We start from the raw sequence: 23204 nt of genomic DNA on the forward strand, positions 1-23204 counted from the left end.
ATGGGTTCGCCGGATCCCTGAGTGGAGAGCTTAGACGGTCGAATCCGGAACGTAGTCGCCGACGCTGAAGTCCGTCAGGATGTCGTGGACGTCGAGGGTGACGGTTGTCGGATGGGATACCGAGAACACGACAGGCCCGCCGTCGGCGTGATTGCCGCTGCCGCCGGCACCGCCGATTCCGGCAATCTGGCTGGCGCCTTGCTCGAAATGCACCGAGTTCATCTGGTTCGCCGTCGTCGGAGCCGTGAAGGTCGCGGTATTGCCTCCGGTATCGAGGTATTGGTCGCCACTGGAGTTAGCGGCTCCTCCGGTTCCCGTTCCCGTGCCGGTGCCGCCGGCGCCACCCGTTCCAGTCCCGCCGTCACCACCGTAACCGCCATAACCGCCGTAGCCACCGTCACCGCCGTAGCCGCCAGCGCCGCCGTAGCCGCCGGCTCCGCCAGCCGCGCCGGCGCCACCAGCACCACCGCTCCCGCCGGCACCGCCTGTGGCGCTCGTCGGATCTCCCGAAGTGCCGGGCCCGGAACTGGCGGCTGCACCACCATATCCGCCGTCGCCGCCATAGCCGCCAAAGCCACCGTCACCGCCGTAGCCTCCATGGCCGCCGTCGCCGCCATAGCCACCGGCACCGCCAAAGCCACCGGCACCGCCAAAGCCGCCGAAGCCGCCCGTTCCGGCCCCGCCGGCCCCGCCTGTGCCGGCGCCGCTGCCAGGTCCGCCTCCGCCGGCATCCCAGTCGGCAGAGGCCGTCACATGGTCCCCAACATTCGCGTCGATATGCGCCCCGGTGGCATAGTTGGATGGCTCGAACGTTGCAGTGTCATTGTCGTTCTGATTGCCATTGTTGGTGCCGTTGCCGCCATTGCCGGCAGAGCCACCAGGTGTTTCGATATAATCGAACTTGATCGTGTCGGACGCGTCGAATCCCGGATACCATGATGGCATGTCCGCCTCCTTTGATCCGTTTTCCCTGAAAGCGATAAGATCCTCTCGGGAGCCTCATCGGACGCGATTATGCTGGTTTTGACTGTCCGGCTATAGAGATCAGTTCGGGTGCCGGGATGCGGCCTGAAGGTGTGCTTCTCCTTCAAGGGGGTCTCATCCCAAGGGATGTCACTTCACCCGAATTGCGGGCTCGGGTTTGTGCTCGGTTTACGTCACACTCAAAGACATCGATCTTGCTGATCTGCAGATATTCCCTTCTGGTCTCGAGAGAGGCGCACGATGTGGTTATGGCGGGAAAGGGGCGATGTGGGCCGCCTGCGCGGCTCTGACTATTCGCTGGGCAGCGCCAACGCCGCTCACGATCACGATGCCTCAGCGGGATATGGTTATCTCGGCTCGAACCAGGCCGACAACGGTGCTGCCGATCGGGACAGCCCCTCGGACAGCCGCTCGTCCGAGACGCCGGATCATGCCGGCGGGGATCCGTTGCTCGTCAATCCCGTGCAGTCTGCCCTGAGCGGCAGAATGGGCAGCCTCGACTTTCTTGCCAGCGACGGTGGGGGAGCCGGGAACGGCGGCCATGGCACCTTTATCGGCGCGATGGTGGATAAGGATGTCGCCGTCTACACGCCGATCAACATCGCGATCGGCGCCTACGGGGGAGAAGCGACGGCGACTCAATCCAATTCCGTCGTCTTCCATCAGGGCGCATTTCAGACCGGCGGGCTGGGCGGCCACGGGGGCAGCGGCAATACGGCCGGCGGCGGAGGCGCTGCCGTCGTCGACGGTTCAGGCCACGGAAGCGTGACGGACCACAGCACCGCATCCAATCACGGCAGCGATGCCGCACCTTTGTCGCTCCTGCATCCGGAGCTCGCCTCTCTCACCCAGGTTGCCGGCCATGGCGGCAACGGCGGCGACGGCACGTTCCTCGGAGCGATGCTGGACATGGATGTTGCCATTTACGCCCCGATCAACATCGCGATCGGCTTCGGCAGCACCGTAACGGCGACCCAGTCCAACTCCGTCGTGTTCGATCAGGGCGCAACCCAGATTGCCGGGATCGGCGGCAAGGGCGGCTCGGGCAATGACGCCGGAGGCGACTCGAGCATCTGGTCGCTCCTGCATATGGATACGGTCTCTATCGGCGGAACGGCAGGACACGGCGGCAATGGGACGTTCGCCGGCGTCATGAACGACAACGACGTCGCGGTCTACACCCCCATCAACATCGCCATCTCCGGCGGCGATCTTTCCCCCGACAAGGTTCTGGCGGACCTGCATCACTCGCACGAGCTACCCTTCCACCTGGCGGACGGGAGCGGCCACACCCCCCTGGATATCGGCCACGACCTGTCGCTCCTGCTCGCCGACCTTGTCCATCTCGCCTGAGCGCACCCGACCTGCCGAGGTTGTCTGGTTGCTCCGCAAATCGCGCTTGGCGGCGACGAGACATGAGACCGGCGGAATTCATTCCACGCTGCTGCATGTCGATGAGGGTTGCGACATTATCCGGGTCTGGAGGCGCGCGATTGCCTCATTTCAACCGGGTGCCATCCCTGCATCACGTTCCAATAAATCGTTTCATGTGTTGTTCCACACACCACCTGACACGGCACACGCGGACAATCTTCTCATGCATCCGCGCGGCTGATAAATGAGTCCGATGGAGACAATTTCAGGCTGTATCATGCCCCGCCACAACCCCAACTTGGATGAGCAAAGCAGCAGGGTTGAGGCGGCCCAAGCCCGATTGGCTCGTCACGAGAGGTTGAGCCGGATCGCCCTGCTCCTGACTCTGCTCTTGGCCATCGGTCTTCTTGCTTCGGTGGTCAGCCATCTCCAGTATTAAAGCATCGGACGCGACATCGAACTCAGGTCCGGTGCTCTAAGATTTTGGTTTGACCTAACTTTCCACGCAGAACCGGTTCCCACTTTTGCGTTCGGTGCTTTAGGGCATTTTTCGGTGAAGTGGGTCCGGTTCACCGTCAAAAAATGCGGCCAGCAAAGAAGAGAGATGTTTCCACATGAGTGGAAGCAGCTCTAGATGTCAGCTCAGGCGGCTTTCTGCAGTCGCGACTGAGGGCGCTTGTTCACCTGGAGCAACATCGAGCGGACATGCACCCTCACGCGGGCGGCCTGGGCCTCCTTGATCAGGGCGAGGGCGGTGCGGAGAGTGGCGGCGGCGTCGGACATCAGCTCTAGAACCCAACGGCCAAGCTTCGGTTCCATCAGGGTTCGGCATCATTCAAGCATCCGCGTGTTGTGGTCTCATCCTGGGCTGGATCAGATGAGGGCCAAGGCACTCGGCCAGGAAAAACTGCACCCGAACGCGAGAAACATGCCATGTAACGTTGCTGCGCGATTGCGCACTGCAGGCCATAGTGTCTCTACGCCGCGCTCATCCCAGGTTCGATCAAGGGAGATCGTCAGCAGAACACGGTGAGAGGCATCGGCGATCTGCAACGTCCAGCCTTCCCAATCCTCGCCTGGGATCGCGCCTTCATCCCAAATCTCCTGAATGGCCTGGCGGGCGTCCGCCTCGGCCCGCTCCAAGCTGGCCGCTTCACGGCCCATATCGTCGAAGATCTCGCCGGACGGCCCCATCAGATGGAAATGATAACGCATGGTCGCCTCAGAAAGATGAGAGATGGAGCTGCCTGTTGCTCTGGGTGGAAACTAGGCAGCGATCCTCGGGATTGAGCACTTCATTGTGGCATTTTATGCGACAGAGTCGCTGAGGCTTTGGTCTAGTTCGGATATGAACCTTGAGATATTACCCGACCAGGCGGGCTTGGCGCCGCCAGGGAGGGCGCAACAGGCTTAAGGCATTTTCTCCTCGAGCTTCGATCAAGCGAATTACTCGGTTGGCGTATCAGCACGGCTGATCATGTCGGGCGGCGACGCGCGTTGATAAGCCCTGGCGCGCGCCAGCTCGGCTTCCGGGTCGGTGGCCATCGGCGCGGCCCCGATGGTCTGGGCCAAGCGAGCCTGCTGCTGCGCCCGGTACGCCATTCCTCCGGCGACAGAACTGAGCCCCGTCGGATCAACGTTGCTGGCGATCCCGACCGCCAGCGCCGTGGCCTGCATCGAGGCCCCGTAGGCTTCAGCACTGCCTGGTGCGGCACTGGAGGAGACACAGCCCGCCAGGGGCGCTGCAGCAAGTGCGACAAGGGACGCCCGCCAGAGCGCGGGCAACGCTGTGTCAGTCATGGCCGGCGTACTCATATGACGAAGACGTCCTTGGAGGTGAGCTTGAGGTTCTTGGGGAGGGTGGCGATCTGGACCAGCGCCTGCGAGCCCGAGCCCGAGCCGTCGGCGTCGTAGGACAGGGCTCCGCCGGCTCCAGGGATCAGAACGTTGCCAGCGTGATTGCCGATCAGACGATCGTTGCCGCTATAGCTGGTGACATTCTCAATGTTGCGGATCACATCGTTGTCGCAAACGGTTGAGTGCCTCCCAGAGACTGCCAGACCGAGGCTTCCACCCGATATCTGCGCGTCGTTGATAACAGTATTGCCGTATGTATCGACGCCACCAACGAATGCCCCGATATGATCACTTGAAGTGCCCCCCGAGCTCCCGATCTTCAGCACGTTCAGGCTTCCGCTGAGATCAATCCCGTCAACCGGCGCAGAACCCGAGCCAAAGATGGAGACGACGATGCCCGTGCCTGAATCCGACCTCACAATCTCGCTCCCGCCCACCCTTACCGGGTTGAGATGTGTCACCGTGACGGCGGGAGATCCGGTGGTTGTCTCGGTGATGATCTGCGGCATGACATTTCTCTCGACAAGCTGTCCTCATGCCACGCCCTCCCCTGCGTCGTCTCCTATGTATATCACTAGGATCACGCCACAGAATCCGGCCGAATACTGGCGGTGCCTTAAGGGAACGGTACGTCGACGGCACATATCGCTCCATCCTCAGCGAAGAGAAATCTCGTACTAGAAGCTGCTATGGAGAGTGATGCAGGTTGAGACCCGGCGCAGCAAAATACAGACCATGGCGATGGCACGTAGGTCGACAAGAGTTTGAGGAAGGCGCTCATAATCGCGCACGAGCCGGCGAAAGCGTTTAGCCCATCCGGCGGTTCGCTCGACCATTCATCGGCGCACGGCAACAGAACGCGGCACCGCCCGTTCAGCAGCCCGTGATTCATGAGGGAACAGCCCGCGATGAAATCTGCCGCGCTCACCCTTTTCGAGTTCGTTTGCCTGGATTGGGATTGGGGATCGCCCGATGAGGCGACGCCCCTGATGGACGGACCGTTGTGCGAATAAGCCGCACCTTCAACGGCTGCCTTATCAGGCGTTACAATTGTGCCGGCTTTGGATCGGATCAAATGAATACGAGGCGAAGTATTACACTATAATCCATTGAATTATAATGTCTTTTTTACGAACCCCAGCTCCATGCTTCGCGCTCGATGCTCCAACGGATTTCCTCATCCTTCGCACATTCCGGCACCTGCCGAATATGCTGCGCGACCTCTCTCCTTTATGAGTACACCCGCCTCGAAAACACGCCCCAAAATTAACACAGATTAAAATTTTCATGACGGTCGTCCGCCCAAGCCTTGAGAGCTGCATTCTCGAAGTAACCTTGGAGTGACGGAGATGGCATACCCTTTCGCCGACCTTTATGATGGCTCCATCAGAAGCCTCCGTCTCCACCCTCCCCCCTCCTGTATGCTTGAACCCGTTTGTTCGGCGAACGCGCAATAACAGCAGATGAACGGTGAGTGATCAGGGGTCGGCTCGGACGGTTCACCGGGGTTGACTGCACGACAACTCCCATGCTCCGGATCGAGCTTGCCTTCTTATGACTCTTGAAGATTCCACTCTTGGAGAGCGCTCAAAGGGCGAGACTTCTGGAGCCGCACGGCACCGATTTCAGAAGCGCAGAAGGCATCGTCAACTTGAACAGGTTGAACGATCTGGATGCCTCACGACCATCTTCAGGCTGTTGAAGTGCGAATTCCGCGTCGACTGAAAACCAGCACGATGCACACAGAGCCGGATGAACTGACGAATGTTAGACGAGCGCTGCTCGCCGTTTCACTTTCACGAAAAGGCCTTCCATGTGCGGCATTGTCGGACTTCTCTTTTCAACGGGGGGCTCTTCAGAACGTCTGGAGAATCTCCTGCTCAAGATGACTGCGTCGATCGCCCATCGAGGACCGGACGACCAGGGCACATGGACGGACTTCGATGCTGGCGTAGCGCTCGGCCACCGGCGTCTCAGCATCGTCGATCTCTCATCGGCCGGTCAGCAACCGATGAGATCGCCAAGCGGTCGATATGTGATCGTCTTCAATGGCGAGATCTATAATCACCTTGATCTACGGCGGGATCTCGAGAACACGAAGCACGCGTCGTATCAAGGCGGACTGGGCCCGGAGCAATCGACGGCTGCGGGATCCTACAGAGGAACGTCGGATACCGAGAGTCTCCTCAGTGCGATCGACGCGTGGGGATTGCACAGAGCACTTGAACGATGTGTAGGCATGTTCGCCTTTGCTCTTTGGGATACTCATCTGCGAACATTGACCCTTGTTCGGGACCGCCTGGGCGAGAAGCCATTATACTATGGCCATCACGACGGTATGTTCATCTTCTCCTCTGAGCTGAGGACATTTGAAGAGCTTTCCGGTTTTTCGGCGCAGATCAGCCAAGCGGCGCTCTGGCATTACATGTGCCAGAAGGCGATCCCAGCTCCGCTGTCGATCTATGAGGGGATCCATAAGCTTGAGCCTGGTCAACTCCTTCAGATCGATACGAAGTACAACAAGTCGTTCTGCAACATACGTCTTGAGCGATACTGGACGATCGAGAGTGCAGTCGCGAAGCCTGCATTCCAAGGGACCGCTCAAGACGCGGTGACTGAACTGCGGCGATTGATGCTGGATGCGGTCAAGGGACAGATGGTTGCGGATGTTCCCGTCGGGGCGTTTCTGTCGGGCGGGATAGACTCGAGCACCGTCGTCGCCTTGATGCAGTCCGTTGCGCCGGGAAGTGTCCAGACATACGCGATTGGATTCAACGAGGTTGAATTCAACGAAGCGCCGCATGCACGATCCGTCGCCCAATTCCTTGGGACCCATCATCACGAGAGGATCATTACCTCAGCGGAGGCTCTGGAGATCGTTCCCCAATTGGCCAGTGTTTGGGATGAACCCTTCGCAGACAGCTCCCAAATCCCCACCGCGTTTTTGACCCGTACGGCTCGCAGCGACGTCACAGTGGCGCTCAGTGGCGACGGAGGGGACGAACTCTTCTGCGGTTACAAGCATCACCTGACGGCGGCCGCCATCGAAAGCCTCCCTCGGAAACTGTTCCTGAGCAAACTTCTGTTTGCGTTCCAGTCTCCTCGCGCTCAACTCCATATTCGGTCGCTGCCATTGGGATCGAGGCCGAAACAGATCGCCAACAAGCTTCGGATTCTGTCCAGTGTCTTAGCCTGTGAGCATCCGGAGCGCCGCTATATGGCGCTGGCCCTGCAATCGGACTATTGGCTGCATCTGATGAGAGGGAAAGTCGCCGCATCGCTCGACATGCCAAACCTCAACTTCCCGGCCGCGGCCGATGCGCTGACGATTGCATCGGCAATCGATACCGTCACGTACTTACCGACGGATATTCTCGCCAAGGTTGACAGGGCTGCGATGTCGGTCGGTCTTGAAACGCGGATCCCGTTGCTCGATCACCGCATCGTCGAATTCGCAATGTCGCTTCCGTCAAGCTACAAGGTCAGGGATGGCAAGACGAAATGGCCGCTGCGACAAGTGCTCGAGTCCTATGTTCCATCGTCACTGATCGATAGGCCGAAGATGGGTTTTTCCGTCCCCCTTGAGAAGTGGCTGAGAGGTCCGCTTCGCAAATGGGCCGAGGCTCTCCTCTTCGAGAAGACACGGCAGGACAATCCCTTCGATCAGAACGTCATACAAGCTCTTTGGCGCGACCACCAATCGCATCGATGGAACTACGCGGATCATCTTTGGCGGCTTCTGATGTTCCGGGCCTGGCAGATGCGGGATGCTTCATAGCAAAGCTGCCGCTGGCGTAATTGCGGGCGTTCAATGGCGACAAGGAGCATCCACCCCCTCCCTCGCATAGCCAGCCAAGTGATTTTCCCTGAGCGAGACAATGGCCCTGTGAATGCAAGGATACGGGCGAGCCGAGAGATCTACTGAGGAAGGGAGCCTCTCACCGGACACGACCGCGCCATGATACTACAAAAGTATCACGAAAATTGTGTCGGGGGCAATATTGGTACCGACCTCAGCCTCGTGAGCACGCCAAAGACTGCAATCGCGGCAAAGCTATAAAGGCGGGAAAGAATGGCGGAGAGGGGGAGATTCGAACTCCCGATACGGTTGCCCGTATGCCGCATTTCGAGTGCGGTGCATTCAACCACTCTGCCACCTCTCCGGGGTGCGAAGGCCTTGGGCCCGCTGGTTGAGGCCGGGTGGATATCATGGGCTTGGCGGGTCTTCAAGCACCAAAAGCAAGGTTTTTGATTGACAAATGCAGGGACGGCCCGTAGTTAGGCGTCCTCTATGAACGGGCACGAGTGCCTGCTCATATCCATGCGGCGGCTCAGGCCTGCCGTGAATCGAAGCCGGAAACTGCCAAAAAGCCAATCCGGTGGGGCTTTTCCCACCGAGACTTGGGTTTGAACACGAGGATCAAGATGTTCGCAGTGATCAAGACCGGCGGCAAGCAGTATCGCGTTGCCGCCAACGACGTCATCACCGTCGCCACGCTCGCAGGCGAGCCTGGCACCGCCGTCACCTTCGACCAGGTTCTCATGGTCACGAACGACGGCTCGACCCAGGTGGGCGCCCCCCTCGTCGAGGGCGTGACCGTGGCAGGCGAGGTGGTGGAGCACACCCGCGGCGAGAAGGTCATCTCCTTCAAGAAGCGCCGTCGCCAGAATTCGCGCCGCAAGCGCGGGCATCGCCAGGACTACACCGTGGTGCGGATCACCGAGATCCTCGCCGGTGGTGCGAAGCCCAAGAAGGCTGCGGCCAAGAAGACCACCAAGGCTGCGGCTGACGAAGCTGCGCCGGCCACCGCTGAATAAGCGCAGGCATCACACAGGAACACGGGAGTAACCCATGGCTCACAAAAAAGCAGGCGGTTCGTCTCGCAACGGTCGCGACTCCGAAGGCCGTCGTCTGGGCGTCAAGAAGTTCGGCGATCAGCAGGTTGTCGCCGGCAACATCATTATTCGTCAGCGCGGCACGAAGTGGCATGCCGGCGCCAATGTCGGCATGGGCAAAGACCATACCCTCTTTGCCACGGCCAATGGCCGAGTCCGATTCCTTACGCGTCAAGGCCGAGCTTTCGTATCGGTTGTACCGGCCCAAGAGGCCGCAGAGTAAACGGCAAGAGCGATACGAAGGAGCTCCTGCCGGCATCACACCGACCCGGCGGATAAGAGCTCCAACAAGGCCCTCAAAAGCCAAGCTCCAATCCGAAATCGACAGGGGAGGTGGGATGTCCACCTCCCCTTCGTCATTTCCCGGGCCCAAGGAGGGCCCAACGGATCGGAGCAAGACGATGTTTCCCGACCTCACCCGTGACGATGTTTTCCGCCTCGAGACCCGCGGCCTGTGGCTGCGCTGGGCTCGTCTCGCGGACGCCCAAGCCATCGTACGCCTTGCCGGTGAGAAATCGGTCGCGGAGATGACGGCGCGAATTCCGCATCCGTATCACCCGGACGATGCCGAGCGATTTATCTTCATGTCCCGGCGGTCCAATGCGGACGGCCAAGGCCTGCAGCTCGCCATCACGCCCAAGGGCAAGCCCAACAGCCTCATCGGCATGGTCGGGATCGGACCCGATCCCGAGACGGGAAAGCCCAGCCTCGGCTATTGGCTCGGCACGCCCTATTGGGGCAAGGGCTATGCCACGGAGGCGGCCCGGGCGCTCATCGATGCCTTCTTCGCCTATGGCGAGGGTGATGAGCTCACCGCATCGGCCCGGGTCATCAACCCGGCCTCGCGGCGGGTGCTGGAGAAGTGCGGCTTCGCCTATCAGGGCGCTGGTCTCGTCGAGCTGCCGGCCCGAGGCGGTCTCTACCCGGCCGACCATTTCCGCCTCGACCGGCGGGCCTGGGAAAGCCTGAAGAGTTGGAGCCACACCGGCCTCGTGCGCGAGCCCCTCGCCGTCGAGGTCGAGATGGATCGCGAGATGTCCCTCGCGAGTTGAAGAACAGGGAAGCGCTTTCGCCACCGCGAGAGCGCTTTACCCGCTTGTCTGCGTTGCTCCCGCGCCACCCCATGGACGGGAGCATTTTTTCACCGCGAGGGCCGATCGGCTTTTGCGAAAAATGCTCCAGTCCCGTAAAGGATGCGGGTTATGAAATTTCTCGACCAAGCCAAGATCTATATTCGCTCCGGCAATGGCGGCGGCGGCGCCGTGTCGTTTCGCCGTGAAAAGTTCATCGAGTTCGGCGGGCCGGACGGCGGCGACGGCGGCCGCGGCGGCGATGTGTGGGCGGAATGCGTCGAGGGGCTGAACACCCTGATCGACTATCGCTACCAGCAGCATTTCAAGGCCAAGACCGGCGGCCACGGCATGGGCAAGAACCGGGCCGGCGCCAAGGGAGCCGACGCCGTCCTCAAGGTACCGGCCGGCACAGAGATCCTGGAGGAGGACGGCGAGACCGTCATCGCCGACATGACCTATGTCGGCCAGAAGGTGCTCCTGGCCAAGGGCGGCAACGGCGGCTTCGGCAATGCCTATTTCACCACCTCGACCAACCGCGCCCCGCGCCGGGCCAATCCGGGCCAGGAGGGCGAGGAGCGCACGCTCATCCTGCGGCTCAAGCTGATCGCCGATGCTGGCCTCGTGGGGCTGCCCAATGCGGGCAAGTCCACCTTCCTGGCGACCACCACCGCGGCGAAGCCGAAGATTGCCGATTATCCCTTCACCACGCTCCATCCGGGTCTCGGAGTCGTGCGCGCCTATGGCCGCGAATTCGTGCTCGCGGACATCCCGGGCCTGATCGAAGGGGCCTCCGAGGGCGTGGGCCTCGGCGACAAATTCCTGAGCCACGTGGAGCGCTGCCGGGTGCTGCTACATCTGGTGGAAGGCACCAGCGAAGATGCGGGCGAAGCCTACAAGACCGTTCGCCATGAGATCGAGGCCTATGGCCACGGGCTTTCCGACAAGCCCGAGATCGTCGCTCTCTCCAAGGCCGATGCCCTGGACGAGGAGACGCTCAAGGAACAGCTGAAGAAGCTCAAGAAAGCCTGCAAGCAGACGCCCTACGTGATCTCCTCGGCATCCGGCCAGGGCGTGCAGGAGGTGCTTCAGGCGCTCCTCACCGTGATCGACCAGGCCAAGACCGAGGACGAACCGGCCCGGCCCCAGGAAGAGTGGCATCCGTGAGCACTGATCTCCGCCAATTCCGCCGCGTGGTCCTGAAGGTCGGCTCCTCGCTGCTGGTCGACCGGGCCCGCGGGCGGCTGAACCATGCCTGGCTCGCGGCGCTGGCCGAGGATATCGCCGACCTTCACGCGAAGGGCGCCGACGTTCTGGTCGTCTCCTCGGGCGCCATCGCCATGGGACGGACGGTCCTGGGGCTTCCCTCCGGTCCGCTGCGGCTGGAGGAAAGTCAGGCCGCCGCCGCCGTGGGCCAGATCACGCTCGCGCGCACCTGGTCCGAGGTGCTGGCCCATCACGGCATCACGGCGGGCCAGATCCTGGTGACGCTCGCCGACACGGAGCAGCGCCGCCGCTACCTCAACGCCCGCGCGACGACCCTGAAGCTGCTCGAGATGCGGGCCGTTCCCGTGATCAACGAGAACGACACGGTCGCGACCTCCGAGATCCGCTACGGCGACAACGATCGGCTGGCCGCGCGCGTCGCCACCATGATCGGCGCCGACCTTCTCGTCCTCTTCTCCGATATCGACGGGCTCTATACGGCGCCCCCCGCCTCCGACCCGAATGCCGAGCACATTCCGGTGGTCGATCGCATCACGCCCGCCATCGAGGCCATGGCCGGCGGGGCCGCGTCCGAGCTGTCGCGGGGCGGCATGCGCACCAAGGTCGAGGCCGGCAAGATCGCAACGGCCGGCGGCACCCACATGATCATCGCCGACGGGCGCACGAAGAACCCGCTGAAGCGCGTCGCCGAGGGCGGGCGCTGCACCTGGTTCCTCACCCCGTCCAATCCCGCCACCGCGCGCAAGACCTGGATCGCCGGAGCGCTTGAACCGCGCGGCACGCTCTACGTGGACGAGGGAGCGGAGCGTGCGCTCCATGGCGGCGCGAGCCTGCTGCCGGTGGGCGTGCGCCGGATCGAGGGCGCCTTCCGTCGCGGCGATGCGGTGATCATCCGCAGCGAAAGCCGTGTGCTCGGCCGGGGCCTCGTGGCCTACGATGCGGAGGATGCGGCGCGCATCATCGGCCGCCCGAGCCGCGAGATCGAGAGGCTCCTGGGCTATCCGGGCCGGACCGAGATGGTTCACCGGGACGATATGGCTTTGAGTGACTGATCCTCGTTCATGAGGCGCAGCAGCGTCTGGGCGTCGCCGGGCGCGGCGCTTTTGATGTCGTTGTCGAAATAGGCATAGACGCTGCGCCCGCCCTTTCGCCACTCGCCGATGCGCTGCGCCCAATCCTGCAAGGTTCCGGCAGAGTAGCTGCCCGCATAGCGTCCGTTGGTGCCGTGTGCCCGCAGGTAGACGAAATCCGCCGTGGCCTCCCAGGGCGCCGGCGCATCCGCATGGTCGGATATGCAGAGCGCCGCGTTATGGTCCCGCAGGATGCGCAAGGCGGGCTCCTCATACCAGCTCGGATGACGGAACTCGAAGGCGCAGCGCCGGCCATCCGGCACCAGAGAGAGACAGCGCGCGACACGCTCCCGCGTTTCGTCATCCGCCTTGAAGGTGGGTGGCAGCTGGAACAGGACCGGGCCGAACTTGTCGCCGAGAGCGTTCATCCGGCCGAAGACGAGATCGATGCTCTCCTCGATCCCGTTCAGCCGCTTCATATGGGTGATGAAGCGCGAAGCCTTCCAGGCGAACAGGAATCCCTTCGGCGAGGAATCGTGCCAGGTTTTCACGGCGTGCTCGGTCGGAAGCCGGTAGAAGGAATTGTTGATCTCCGCCGTATCGAAGCGCTGGATGTAGTAGGACAGGAAGTCCTTGATCTTTAAGCGCTGAGGGTAGAATGGTCCGTGCCAGGACCTATAGTGCCAGCCCGAGGTTCCGATCCTGATCTCGGTCCTCATCGTGGCAGGAGAGACCGAACGGCTTGGCACCGAGGCTGCCGCGCGTGCTATGGGTTCGGGACGATCTATTTCCCCTGAAGCGGTCAGGGGCTGGGACTTGGACATGGACGATACTCGAGCCTTGAGCGCAGAATCGCTCACGCAACACCTCAACGCATCAGGTGCGGCTTCGGTTGGAAATCCGGACGTCCCGTCTCTCATGGCCGATCTGGGCCGCCGCGCCCGCGCGGCCTCCCGGCGGGTGGCGCTCGCAAGCGCCGAGAACAAGAACGCGGCCCTGCGGGCCATGGCAGCCAGCATCCGGTCCCGCGCGGATGCGATCCTCGCCGCCAATGCCGAGGATCTGGCCGACGCGAAGGCCAAGGGTCAGACCTCGGCCTTCATCGACCGCCTCGTCCTCGACCCGGAGCGCCTCGAAGCGATTGCCCAAGCCGTCGAGAGCATCGCGGATCTGCCCGATCCGGTCGGGCGGGTGCTCGCCCGGTTCGAGCGCCCCAACGGCCTGAAGATCGACCGCGTGGCGACACCTCTCGGCGTGATCGGGGTGATCTTCGAGAGCCGCCCGAACGTGACGGCCGATGCGGGGGCGCTGTGCCTCAAGGCGGGCAATGCCGCGATCCTGCGGGCGGGCTCGGAGAGCTTCCGCACGTCTTCCGCCATTGCCGAGGCGATGGGCGAAGGGCTGGAACGGGCGGGCCTGCCCGCCGATGCGATCCGTCTCGTGCCGACCCGGGACCGGGCCGCCGTGGGCGCCATGCTTTCGGGCCTCGACGGCAATCTCGACGTGATCGTGCCCCGTGGCGGAAAAAGCCTCGTGGCACGGGTCCAGGAAGAGGCGCGGGTGCCGGTCTTCGCCCATCTCGAGGGGCTCAACCATGTCTATGTGCATGGCGCCGCCGACCTGGAGATGGCGAAGTCGATCGTGCTGAACGCCAAGATGCGCCGCACCGGCGTCTGCGGCTCCGCCGAGACCCTGCTGGTGGACCGCGCCTGCGCCGACACGCATCTCGAGCCCCTCCTGTCTATGCTGCTCGACGCGGGCTGCGCCGTGCGCGGGGACGAGGCCGTCCAGGCGGCGGATTCGCGCGTCACGCCGGCCGAGGAAGGGGATTGGCGCACTGAATATCTCGACGCCATCATCTCGGCCCGGATCGTCGACGGCCTCGATGCCGCGCTCGCGCATATCGAAACCTACGGCTCCCATCACACGGATTCCATCGTCACGAACGATCAGGCCACCGCCGAGCGTTTCCTGGCGGAGGTCGATTCGGCCATCGTGCTCCACAACGCCTCGACCCAGTTCGCCGATGGCGGCGAGTTCGGCTTCGGCGCCGAGATCGGCATCGCCACGGGACGCATGCATGCCCGCGGCCCCGTCGGCGTGGAGCAGCTGACCTCCTTCAAATACCGCATTCGCGGCACGGGCCAGACGCGTCCGTGAAGCTTAGCCCGTCCCGTTTCCGCATCAGGCCCTCCGGCCTGCCCCGTCTGCCGAGGATAGCCCCCGGCATGCGGATCGGATTGTACGGAGGGTCGTTCAACCCGGCCCATGCCGGGCACCGCCATGTGAGTCTCATGGCCATGAAGCGGCTCGGACTCGATCGGGTCTGGTGGATCGTCACCCCGGGAAATCCCTTGAAGGATACCGGCGAACTGGCAACGACCGGGATGCGCGTCGAAGAGGCCAGACAGGTTTCCGACAACCCTCGCATCGACGTGACTGCCTTCGAGGAGGAGATCGGGGCCCGGTACACGGTGGACACGCTGGCCTATCTCAAACGTCGCTATCCGGGCGTTCGCTTCGTTTGGATCATGGGAGCGGACAATCTGGCGAGCTTCCATCGCTGGCGCGGGTGGCGGCGCATAGCCCGGATGATGCCCATGGCCGTGATCGACCGCCCCGGCTGGACCCTGAAGGCGACCCGCTCCCGCAGCGCCACGGCCCTGTCCGCCAGCCGGATCAGCGAGGCCGAAGCCCCTGCCCTGCCGGAGCTTGCCCCGCCGGCCTGGGTGTTCCTGCATGGGCCGCGATCGCACCTGTCGTCCACCCAGCTGCGCCAATTGAGACGAACTTCTCCCACCGGGAGACGTTGAAAAACAGGGCCTTCCCGCATTATCTTAGGGGTTGGCACCATCGAGTGCTGTTGAGAAAGGGTCTGAACCTGAACCGCCTAACTTCCGTCGAAGCGGACAAGAACCCGCTTCCGCCTCTCTCCGGAGCGACCGCTCCGCACGATGAGGACATCCGGGCCGCCGCCCTGGCTTCCCTTGAGGACATGAAGGCCGAGAACACGGTCGAGATCGACCTGGCCGGAAAAACCTCGCTTGCCGACACCATGATCGTGACATCGGGCCGTTCCGATCGCCATGTGGGCGCGATCGCCGAACGCGTGATCAAGGACCTCAAGGACAAGGGGTTCGGGAACGCGCGCGTCGAAGGCCTGCCTGCCTGCGACTGGGTGCTGATCGATGCCGGCGACGTGCTGATCCACGTTTTCCGCCCTGAGGTTCGTGGTTTCTACAACCTCGAGAAGATGTGGGGCGCCGACCGCCCGCAGGATCGCGTCAGCTAACCTAAGGCGAGAATCGTGCGACTGAGCTTGCTGGCCGTGGGCCGTCTCAAGAGCGGCCCCGAGCGGGAGCTCGTCGAACGCTACAAGCAGCGGGTCGAAGGCATGGGCCGTGCCTTGGGGCTTGCGGGGTTCGACATGCTCGAACTGCCCGAAAGCCGGGCACGCCGCGAGGACGACCGACGCGTGGAAGAGGCTGCGGCCCTTCTGGACAAGGCCGGTTCCTCCGTACTGGTCGTCTTCGACGAGCGCGGAAAGAGCTCTTCCAGCGAAGCTTTTTCCGAGAAGATCAGGCAATGGCGCGACGAGGGCCGCCCCGGGGTGGCCTGCGTGATCGGCGGGCCCGACGGGCTCGATCCCGTGTTGCGCCAGCGCGCCGACCTCGTCGTTTCCTTCGGGGCGCTCACGATGCCGCACCAGATCGTGCGGGCGCTCGTGGCCGAACAGCTCTATAGGGCCCTGACAATCATAGCCGGACACCCTTATCATCGCGCCGGCCACGATGATTCCTGACGGATGAACCGCATCAAGTCCTCGTTTTTCTGCAGAGCTTTCAGCTTTGCCGCATGCCTGGTTGCTGCCAGCCTGAGCCCCGCCGGGGCCCAGCAGCCTCCTGCTGCGCCTGCAACGCAGGGCACGCCTGGCGGAACCGCCGAGGAAAAGGCGAGGCGCGAGCAGGACCTGAAGGTCCTGGAGGAGGCCATCACGGCCAATGCGGAGGCCCGCAAGCGCCTCGACACCGAAATCAATGCCATCAAGGCCGACCGGGCCAAGCTCAACGGCGCCCTCATCGAAACGGCCGAGCGGGTGCGCGGCACCGAGGACCGGATCCGCGAGCTTGAGCAGAGGCTCCAGACCCTCGGCTCCAGCGAAGCGGCCATTCGCCGCTCCCTTCAGAGCCGGCGCGGCGTCATCATCGAGGTCTTCGCCGCTCTCCAGCGCATGGGCCGGCGCCCTCCCCCGGCGGTTCTGGTCCGGCCTGAGGACATGCTGGAGGCGGTCCGCGCCTCGATCATGCTCGGCGCGGTCCTGCCGGAGCTGCGTCAGGAGGCTGAGGTTCTGGCCGGCGATCTCGCCGAGCTCGTGCGCCTGAAGGAGGCCATCACCAAGGATCGGACGACCCTCAATGGGGAGCTGACGGCCCTCAACCGGGAGCAGGAGCGCCTCGCCGCTCTCATGGAGGCCCGGCAGAGCCGAATCGCGGAGGTCGAGCGCAGTGCCGGCACCGAGCGGCAGAAGGCTGAGGAACTCGCCCAGCGGGCCGGGACCCTCAAGGAGCTGATCGACCGCATGGAGACGGAAATCGCCGGCGCCCAGCGGGCCGCCGAGGAGGCCCGCAAGGCGGCCGAGGCGCAGGGGCGGGAAACCCGGGAAAAATTCGCCCAGCTGGCTTTCCGGGATCCGGCCCGGCTGGCCCCGAAGATTCCCTTCTCTGAAGCCCGGGGCCTGCTGCCCCGCCCCGTCAGCGGCGACACGGCGCTGGATTTCGGAGCTCCCGACGGCTACGGCGGAACGACGCGTGGCATTTCGATCACGACACGGCCCAAGGCAAGTGTGGTATCACCGGCAGACGGATGGGTATCCTTCGCCGGACCGTTCCGATCCTATGGCCGACTCTTGATCATCAATGCCGGTGGGGGATACTATGTTCTTTTGGCTGGCATGGACCATATCAACGTCGATGTTGGACAGTTCGTGCTTGCAGGCGAACCCGTTGCGACTATGGGAGAAGCTCCTCTCATGAGTTTGATCGGCGCCGCCATAGAAAAGAACAATCCCGTCCTCTATGTTGAGTTCAGGAAAGACGGCGGTTCAATTGACCCAGGTCCCTGGTGGGCAAAATCGCAAAGCGAAAAGGTTCGCGGATAATGCGCAAACTATCCCTTTTGATTCTTGGTGCGGCGATCGGCGCAGGCGGCGCGACCATGGTGTCGCAGACGAGCCTCCTGTCCGGCATGAGCGCTGTCGCCGCCTCGGCTGATACGTACCGCCAGCTGAGCCTTTTCGGTGACGTGTTCGAGAAGGTCCGTACCGACTACGTCGAGAAGCCGGATGAGTCGAAGCTCGTCGAGTCCGCCATCAACGGCATGCTGACCTCCCTCGATCCGCATTCGAGCTACATGGACGCCAAGAGCTTCCGCGACATGCAGGTGCAGACCCGTGGCGAGTTCGGCGGTCTCGGCATCGAGGTCACCATGGAAGACGGCCTCGTCAAGGTCGTGACGCCGATCGACGAGACGCCCGCCTCGCGGGCCGGCATTCTGGCCAATGACGTCATCACCCACATCAACGACGAGCCCGTTCAGGGCCTCAACTTGAACCAGGCCGTCGACAAGATGCGCGGCCCGGTCAACTCGTCGGTCACCCTCAAGATCCAGCGCAAGGAATCCAAGGATCCGGTGGTGGTGAAGCTGACCCGCGAGACCATCAAGGTCCGTCCGGTGCGCGCCCGTGCCGAGGGCGACATTGGTGTTCTGCGCGTGACCCAGTTCAACGAGCAGACCTACGAGGGTCTGCGCTCGGGAATCGAGAAGCTCACGAGCGATATCGGTGCCGACAAGGTGGCGGGCTTCGTCGTCGACCTGCGCAACAACCCGGGCGGCCTGCTCGACCAGGCCATCATGGTCTCCGACGCCTTCCTGGAGCGCGGCGAGATCGTCTCGACCCGCAGCCGCAATGCCGAGGATACGCAGCGCTTCAGCGCCAAGGCTGGCGACCTGACAAAGGGTAAGCCGCTGGTCGTTCTCGTGAACGGCGGTTCGGCCTCGGCCTCGGAGATCGTCGCCGGCGCCCTGCAGGATCACAAGCGCGCCACCGTTCTCGGAACGCGCTCCTTCGGCAAGGGCTCCGTGCAGACCATCATTCCGCTCGGCGGCAATGGGGCCGTGCGCCTGACCACGGCGCGCTACTACACCCCGTCCGGCCGTTCGATCCAGGCCAAGGGCATCGATCCGGATATCGAGGTGCTGCAGGACGTGCCCGACGAGCTGAAGGGCAAGGACGAGACCAAGGGTGAAGCCGGTCTGCGCGGCCACCTGCAGAATGGCGGCGAGAAGGAAGAGCGCGGCGGATCCTCCGCTTACGTTCCGCCGGATCCAGCCAAGGACAAGCAGCTTCTCGCTGCCTACGACCTGCTGCATGGCGTGCGTAAGGGTGCGGCCAACACGACTACGACCCCGAACTGATCGATACTCGTTCTTTCGTTCGAGAAACAATGATGCAAGAGGGCCTGACGGAGCGATCCATCAGGCCCTTTTCACATGCGAGCGCCGGCAACAGCCTCGAAAGGCTTGTGAAAGGCGCCGCGAAACGGCACTCTTCCGACGTACCCTGCGGAACCGACGGGCCGCGTCAGTGGAAAATGGATCCGCCTTTTCACCTCCGACGTTGAGCCGCATAAGGGTTGAGCATCGATCCGCTCCAAAAGTGGATTCCCCTTTCGGGTCCGAGGCTCTAGCCTGCTTTGGAACCATGGGTCGGCACCGGGGCTCTTCAGGAACCGGCCGCCGGGTGTTTCCGCCATCGAAGGAGTAAGTGTCGTATGAGGAGCGCAAGAGGATCACAGGCCAGAAAGGATCTGCCCTACCGCTCCTGTGTCGGCGTGATGCTGATCAACAAGGATGGCCTCGTTTTCATTGGCCGACGCCGTTCGGAAGCCGATGCGGCCGCCGACGGATATTCCTGGCAGATGCCCCAGGGCGGCATCGACCCCGGTGAAGAACCTTACGAAGCCGCCTTGCGGGAGCTTTATGAGGAAACCAGCGTCAGCTCGGTGAGCCTCCTGGCGGAAGCGCCGGATTGGTATGCCTATGATCTCCCATCCATGGTTGCGGGCCGCGCCTGGCGCGGGCGCTATCGTGGACAGAACCAGAAATGGTTTGCGTTCCGCTTCGAAGGTGACGAGAGCGAGATCAACATCCATCAACCTGGCGGCGGCGGCCACAGGCCGGAATTCGACGAATGGCGCTGGGAGACCATGGACCGCCTCCCTGAACTGATCATCCCCTTCAAGCGGCCCGTTTACGAGAAGGTCGTGGAGGCATTCGCGCCGCTTTCCTCCCACGGCCTTCAGGCCTCCGACCACCCCTGATACGCTTAAGTCAAACACGGATCGCGTCAGCTTAAGCTTCGACGATCCGTGTTTTATCTAAGCCGTCGGACAGTAAACTTTGCTGCGGATCCTGTTCATGAAGATGAATGGGAGATGTACACGTTCAAGCCTTTCGCAAAAGAACGGAACACAGCCGAAAACATCTCGTTGACACGCATCATGGAGGGCTCGCTGTGTCCTCTGTTCATGGGAGATCTTCGATGCGTAAAACGATGATGGCGACAGTTGCGGTGGCGGCTCTTTCCTTGAGCGTGGCAGCCATGGCTCAGACCAGCGGCGGTTCGAGCGGCGGCGCCTCCGGTGGCGCGGCGGGCGGCGCTTCAGGCGGTTCGACGGTCATGACGCCTGGCGGCTCGTCCGGCGGCGGCGCAGGCGGTGCGGGTAGTGCCGCATCCGGCAACTCGAGCGGGACGACATCGGGCTCCGCATCCAGCGGCGCGACCGCTCCTTCCGAGAAGTCCGGCAGCTCGGCGGACAGCAACTCCTCCGGCACCTCCGGTGGAGCGCGCAGCACGACCTCCGGCAACGCTACGGGTGGAACGAGCGGCACCACGAGCACGACCGGCAATGCGGCCGGCCAGACGGGCGGAGCCGCCCACAATACGACCGGCAGCACGGCCTCGTCCGGTTCCACGCATGTCAACGTGACGTCCGAGCAGCGTACGCAGATCTCGGAATCGTTCCGCAGCGTGCATGTTCAGCCGCTCACGAACGTGAACTTCAGCGTCAGCGTCGGCTCGACCATTCCGACCTCCGTGACGACCCTTTACGACTGCCCGAACAATGTCGAGCGCATCCTGACCGGCCTGCCCGAGTGCAAGTACGTGGTCGTGAAGGATCAGATCGTGATCGTCGAGCCGCGCACCCGGCGGATCGTGACGGTGATCGAGCATCGAGGCTGATCCGGTCCCGCTGTCGTAGAGTTGTCCTGAGAAAGCGAAGCCCGCGGTCGCATGGCCGCGGGCTTCGTCTGTCTCGAGCGACCGGATGTGAAGCCGTTGTCGCGAGGCTGCGAACAGCCGGCGCGACCAGCTCCTAGAGCCTCGGACGTGCCATCGAATTCAGGTCCTATGCTCTCACTTTCTGATTTGACGCATCTTTCCACGCAAAACCGGTCCGCGCTTTTGCGTTCGATGCTTTAGGCTGCGTAGGGAACGACGAGGGTCTGTACGCCGCGAATCTTCGGCTTGCGGTGTTCTGCCAGCAGCTCCAGCGCCGCGCGGGCATAACGACGGAACTCGTCCTTGATGATGTCGGGCTCGCAATCCCATGTCTGCGCATCATCTTCGGCATCATAGAGAGCACGCGCAACGAATTCGATTTCGGCTTCCATCACAAGCCCCTCCTCGCGGCTTTGAAGACAATCAACGATGTCTGCCGAAAATCCCCCATGGCGCCGGTTCGCGCCGCCCCGATGTCAAGAATCCGCATCTCTCTTCGGCTTCGGCCATTTGTTCGAAAGGAAATGTCCTCGGCAAGCCTGAAGAGGGGGTAACCCGAAAGCATGGCCATGGGATATCCGGAACGCGGACAAGCCCCGGCTGTTGGCTTCATGACGCCTCTTAAGGGCGTCGAGACCGAGGGCTGGCTGCGATTGGCCTGTCCTTCGTGAAGCTCGGAGGTTCCCCATGGCCAGAAAACCTGAGGACGTGAAACCGCCGGACGGAAGGCCTCTCCAATCCCCCGCTGCCGAGAATGCGCGAACCGGACAGGATGCCCCGCCCCACGACAAGGTGCATCCGAAGGTCCATAAGAACCAGGACGAGGAACCCGTTCAGGACGCAACCGGTCAACCCGTCGTGGAGGACGAGCCATAGCCTCGACGGTTCGCGACAGGGCACAAGACCATCCGGACAGATCGTCAGGAACCTGAAGACCGAGCCGCCCGAGACCCGGGCGCGAGACGTCATGCTGAACGGGAATGGTGCCCCTGGCCGGTGTCTTGGCTGTGCTCGGGCGCTCTAAGTCACTGTCAATACAAAGAATTTTTTGTGCTTTCAAGCGTATGTATCACCTTGTGTATCACCTTGACTGGGGTACGAAGTCAGCTGGAGCATTGCCACAGCAGTTGAGAATGGGTGCTCCTAAATGGCACGGGCTTCCTTGTGAACAGAGCCATTGGCCTTATCGCTCCAGGCTTGCTCCTTGTCAGAAGCGTTCTTGAGGCATGCTAGGGGTAATAGGTTTCTGTTCCGCGTGCTTAGTGCGGCCGCCCTTGCCCCCACTAGAAATACGTCGGCTAATTGAGTAACTACCGCGGAGTGTTCTAATCCAAGCAGAAGTCTAAGCCATCGGAGCCAGATGGTTTGCTGCTTCTCCTTTCCAAGAGACCGCCTCGTGCGCCAGTTCATGTCTGAAAATGTGTCATTTAAGGCATGGCTAACTCACACCCCAGCATGGAAGTTTCTGGCACGGCATTCATGGATTGCTCCAGCTTTTGGAGCTGCCCTAGTCACACTCGGATTGATTGTTGCGAGTGTTACAGCAGTCCCTGTGTTCGAGGCTGCGTGTAGACCAGAAAAATCGTGTCTCTATGGTTTGATCCCGTTCGTTTTCAAAACGAATGAAGGATGGCTGATTCTAATTGGACTCATAATAACAGCTGCCGGTTCTATTGCTGGCTTCGTTGACAAGGAGACTATCAATAAGCTCCAAGATAGCATTTCTTCGCAAGAAGAGCAGATATCTTTGCTCCGAGATATATCGGGGCTGGCCGAATCTAAATTGCAAACTTTCAGAATTGATACATACTATGTGTTAAGTCTGATACTAAGACATGTTGCTGATGATTTTGGATTCGGCGTTAGTGAGAGAGTGTCGCTCTATAGGGTAAGTGCGGGTAAGTTCTTCTTGCTCGCTCGCTTCTCTGAACATGCTGAATACAACCGGGCACATCGCAAATACTACCCTTGGGGCCAAGGAGTGCTCCAAAAGGCCTGGGAGGCTGGCTGGAAAGAGGCGAGGATCGATGCAAACCCCAACAACCTTCGGCGCTACTGTGGAGAAATCCACAGGAAATTTGAGATCCCGCCTGAGGTGGTCAGGGCGCTCACAATGAAGAGCAGGGTGTATAAGTCTTTAGCGTTGAACGATCCTCGGACAGGAGAGCGGATAGCAATACTTTGCGTTGAAAGTACTGAACGAAACGGACTTGGAAACGTTAGTAGGCTGGATTTGGAGGCTCGGTCTCGGCCTCTGGTAGTACTTTTGGAGGCACTTGAACCACACATCGTTTCGCTCGATGATGCATTGGCGGAGGGACTCTGATATGGCGCGGACTGGTGCGGTTCTGCGGCGACTTGGAGTAGGACCAGTGAGAGGAAAAG

The 23204-nt window shown here is 62.1% G+C and carries 24 protein-coding genes and 1 tRNA gene; 17 read left to right on the forward strand and 8 right to left on the reverse strand.

Features of this window, described 5'->3' with window-relative positions:
- Positions 1 to 30 precede the first annotated feature (30 nt).
- On the reverse strand, positions 31 to 945 hold the full coding sequence (locus U0023_RS05785) for a hypothetical protein (protein ID WP_322883772.1): 915 nt from the start codon (positions 943 to 945) through the stop codon (positions 31 to 33).
- Positions 946 to 1224: 279 nt separating this feature from the next.
- Between U0023_RS05785 and U0023_RS05790 the strand changes: the two genes are divergently transcribed.
- On the forward strand, positions 1225 to 2337 hold the full coding sequence (locus U0023_RS05790) for a hypothetical protein (protein ID WP_009763286.1): 1113 nt from the start codon (positions 1225 to 1227) through the stop codon (positions 2335 to 2337).
- Positions 2338 to 3000: 663 nt separating this feature from the next.
- Here U0023_RS05790 and U0023_RS05795 read toward each other — a convergent pair.
- The 4 genes from U0023_RS05795 to U0023_RS05810 all read right to left on the reverse strand — a co-directional run bounded on the left by U0023_RS05795 (position 3001) and on the right by U0023_RS05810 (position 4724).
- Positions 3001 to 3177 (reverse strand): hypothetical protein, encoded by a 177-nt coding sequence (locus U0023_RS05795; protein WP_009763284.1) that lies wholly within the window; start codon positions 3175 to 3177, stop codon positions 3001 to 3003.
- A 54-nt stretch (positions 3178 to 3231) separates the two neighbouring features.
- Positions 3232 to 3573, reverse strand: coding sequence for a DUF6894 family protein (locus U0023_RS05800; protein ID WP_009763283.1), 342 nt, complete (start codon positions 3571 to 3573; stop codon positions 3232 to 3234).
- Positions 3574 to 3804: 231 nt separating this feature from the next.
- Complete coding sequence (locus U0023_RS05805; protein WP_154661127.1) at positions 3805 to 4035, reverse strand: hypothetical protein; 231 nt, start codon at positions 4033 to 4035, stop codon at positions 3805 to 3807.
- Between the two features lie 134 nt (positions 4036 to 4169).
- Complete coding sequence (locus U0023_RS05810; protein WP_009763281.1) at positions 4170 to 4724, reverse strand: hypothetical protein; 555 nt, start codon at positions 4722 to 4724, stop codon at positions 4170 to 4172.
- A 1304-nt stretch (positions 4725 to 6028) separates the two neighbouring features.
- On the opposite strand from U0023_RS05810, the gene asnB reads away from it, so the two are divergent.
- Positions 6029 to 7993 (forward strand): asparagine synthase (glutamine-hydrolyzing), encoded by a 1965-nt coding sequence (gene asnB, locus U0023_RS05815; RefSeq protein WP_009763279.1) that lies wholly within the window; start codon positions 6029 to 6031, stop codon positions 7991 to 7993.
- 295 nt (positions 7994 to 8288) lie between these two features.
- Here asnB and U0023_RS05820 read toward each other — a convergent pair.
- A tRNA-Ser gene (locus tag U0023_RS05820) sits at positions 8289 to 8378 on the reverse strand.
- 262 nt (positions 8379 to 8640) lie between these two features.
- Between U0023_RS05820 and rplU the strand changes: the two genes are divergently transcribed.
- The 5 genes from rplU to proB all read left to right on the forward strand — a co-directional run bounded on the left by rplU (position 8641) and on the right by proB (position 12460).
- On the forward strand, positions 8641 to 9033 hold the full coding sequence (gene rplU / locus U0023_RS05825) for a 50S ribosomal protein L21 (RefSeq protein ID WP_009763278.1): 393 nt from the start codon (positions 8641 to 8643) through the stop codon (positions 9031 to 9033).
- Between the two features lie 34 nt (positions 9034 to 9067).
- Entirely contained in the window at positions 9068 to 9334 is a 267-nt protein-coding gene (rpmA, locus tag U0023_RS05830; RefSeq protein ID WP_009763277.1) for a 50S ribosomal protein L27, read from the forward strand.
- A gap of 178 nt (positions 9335 to 9512) precedes the next feature.
- Complete coding sequence (locus tag U0023_RS05835; protein ID WP_009763276.1) at positions 9513 to 10163, forward strand: GNAT family N-acetyltransferase; 651 nt, start codon at positions 9513 to 9515, stop codon at positions 10161 to 10163.
- A 150-nt stretch (positions 10164 to 10313) separates the two neighbouring features.
- Positions 10314 to 11348: a GTPase ObgE gene (obgE, locus tag U0023_RS05840; RefSeq protein WP_009763275.1), complete on the forward strand. Its 1035-nt coding sequence runs from the start codon at positions 10314 to 10316 to the stop codon at positions 11346 to 11348.
- Positions 11345 to 12460: a glutamate 5-kinase gene (gene proB / locus U0023_RS05845; RefSeq protein ID WP_009763274.1), complete on the forward strand. Its 1116-nt coding sequence runs from the start codon at positions 11345 to 11347 to the stop codon at positions 12458 to 12460. Before obgE ends, proB begins: the two co-directional genes overlap by 4 nt.
- Here the strand turns inward: proB and U0023_RS05850 are convergent.
- A complete protein-coding gene (locus U0023_RS05850; RefSeq protein ID WP_009763273.1) occupies positions 12430 to 13302 on the reverse strand; it encodes a DUF72 domain-containing protein in 873 nt (290 codons plus the stop codon). The two genes, proB and U0023_RS05850, sit on opposite strands and share 31 nt — an antisense overlap.
- A gap of 94 nt (positions 13303 to 13396) precedes the next feature.
- Here U0023_RS05850 and U0023_RS05855 point away from each other — a divergent pair, with 94 nt between their 5' ends.
- The 8 genes from U0023_RS05855 (at position 13397) to U0023_RS05890 (ending at position 20780) form a co-directional block, all read left to right on the forward strand.
- The gene (locus U0023_RS05855; protein ID WP_009763272.1) at positions 13397 to 14638 is read left to right on the forward strand and encodes a glutamate-5-semialdehyde dehydrogenase; all 1242 of its coding nucleotides are present in this window, start codon (positions 13397 to 13399) and stop codon (positions 14636 to 14638) included.
- Positions 14635 to 15291, forward strand: a complete 657-nt coding sequence (locus U0023_RS05860; protein ID WP_009763271.1) for a nicotinate-nucleotide adenylyltransferase — start codon at positions 14635 to 14637, stop codon at positions 15289 to 15291. The genes U0023_RS05855 and U0023_RS05860 overlap by 4 nt, the downstream gene beginning before the upstream one ends.
- 50 nt (positions 15292 to 15341) lie before the next feature.
- Complete coding sequence (gene rsfS / locus U0023_RS05865) at positions 15342 to 15770, forward strand: ribosome silencing factor (protein ID WP_407667378.1); 429 nt, start codon at positions 15342 to 15344, stop codon at positions 15768 to 15770.
- 15 nt (positions 15771 to 15785) lie between these two features.
- Positions 15786 to 16280, forward strand: a complete 495-nt coding sequence (rlmH, locus tag U0023_RS05870; RefSeq protein ID WP_009763269.1) for a 23S rRNA (pseudouridine(1915)-N(3))-methyltransferase RlmH — start codon at positions 15786 to 15788, stop codon at positions 16278 to 16280.
- 3 nt (positions 16281 to 16283) lie between these two features.
- Positions 16284 to 17636 carry a murein hydrolase activator EnvC family protein gene (locus U0023_RS05875; RefSeq protein ID WP_009763268.1) on the forward strand — a complete coding sequence of 451 codons (1353 nt, stop codon included), beginning with the start codon at positions 16284 to 16286 and terminating at the stop codon, positions 17634 to 17636.
- Complete coding sequence (locus U0023_RS05880; RefSeq protein ID WP_009763267.1) at positions 17636 to 18952, forward strand: S41 family peptidase; 1317 nt, start codon at positions 17636 to 17638, stop codon at positions 18950 to 18952. The genes U0023_RS05875 and U0023_RS05880 overlap by 1 nt, the downstream gene beginning before the upstream one ends.
- A 356-nt stretch (positions 18953 to 19308) precedes the next feature.
- On the forward strand, positions 19309 to 19857 hold the full coding sequence (locus U0023_RS05885; protein WP_009763266.1) for an RNA pyrophosphohydrolase: 549 nt from the start codon (positions 19309 to 19311) through the stop codon (positions 19855 to 19857).
- A gap of 221 nt (positions 19858 to 20078) precedes the next feature.
- On the forward strand, positions 20079 to 20780 hold the full coding sequence (locus U0023_RS05890) for a DUF1236 domain-containing protein (RefSeq protein ID WP_009763265.1): 702 nt from the start codon (positions 20079 to 20081) through the stop codon (positions 20778 to 20780).
- Positions 20781 to 21016: 236 nt separating this feature from the next.
- On the opposite strand, the gene U0023_RS05895 is transcribed toward U0023_RS05890, so the two are convergent.
- The gene (locus U0023_RS05895) at positions 21017 to 21211 is read right to left on the reverse strand and encodes a hypothetical protein (protein WP_009763264.1); all 195 of its coding nucleotides are present in this window, start codon (positions 21209 to 21211) and stop codon (positions 21017 to 21019) included.
- 295 nt (positions 21212 to 21506) lie between these two features.
- Here U0023_RS05895 and U0023_RS05900 point away from each other — a divergent pair, with 295 nt between their 5' ends.
- A complete protein-coding gene (locus tag U0023_RS05900; protein ID WP_009763263.1) occupies positions 21507 to 21695 on the forward strand; it encodes a hypothetical protein in 189 nt (62 codons plus the stop codon).
- A 520-nt stretch (positions 21696 to 22215) separates the two neighbouring features.
- The gene (locus U0023_RS05905; RefSeq protein ID WP_154661124.1) at positions 22216 to 23145 is read left to right on the forward strand and encodes a hypothetical protein; all 930 of its coding nucleotides are present in this window, start codon (positions 22216 to 22218) and stop codon (positions 23143 to 23145) included.
- The last annotated feature ends 59 nt before the right edge of the window (positions 23146 to 23204 follow it).

Origin of the sequence: Microvirga lotononidis (genome assembly GCF_034627025.1) — a bacterium.
Classification (GTDB): Bacteria; Pseudomonadota; Alphaproteobacteria; order Rhizobiales; family Beijerinckiaceae; genus Microvirga; species Microvirga lotononidis.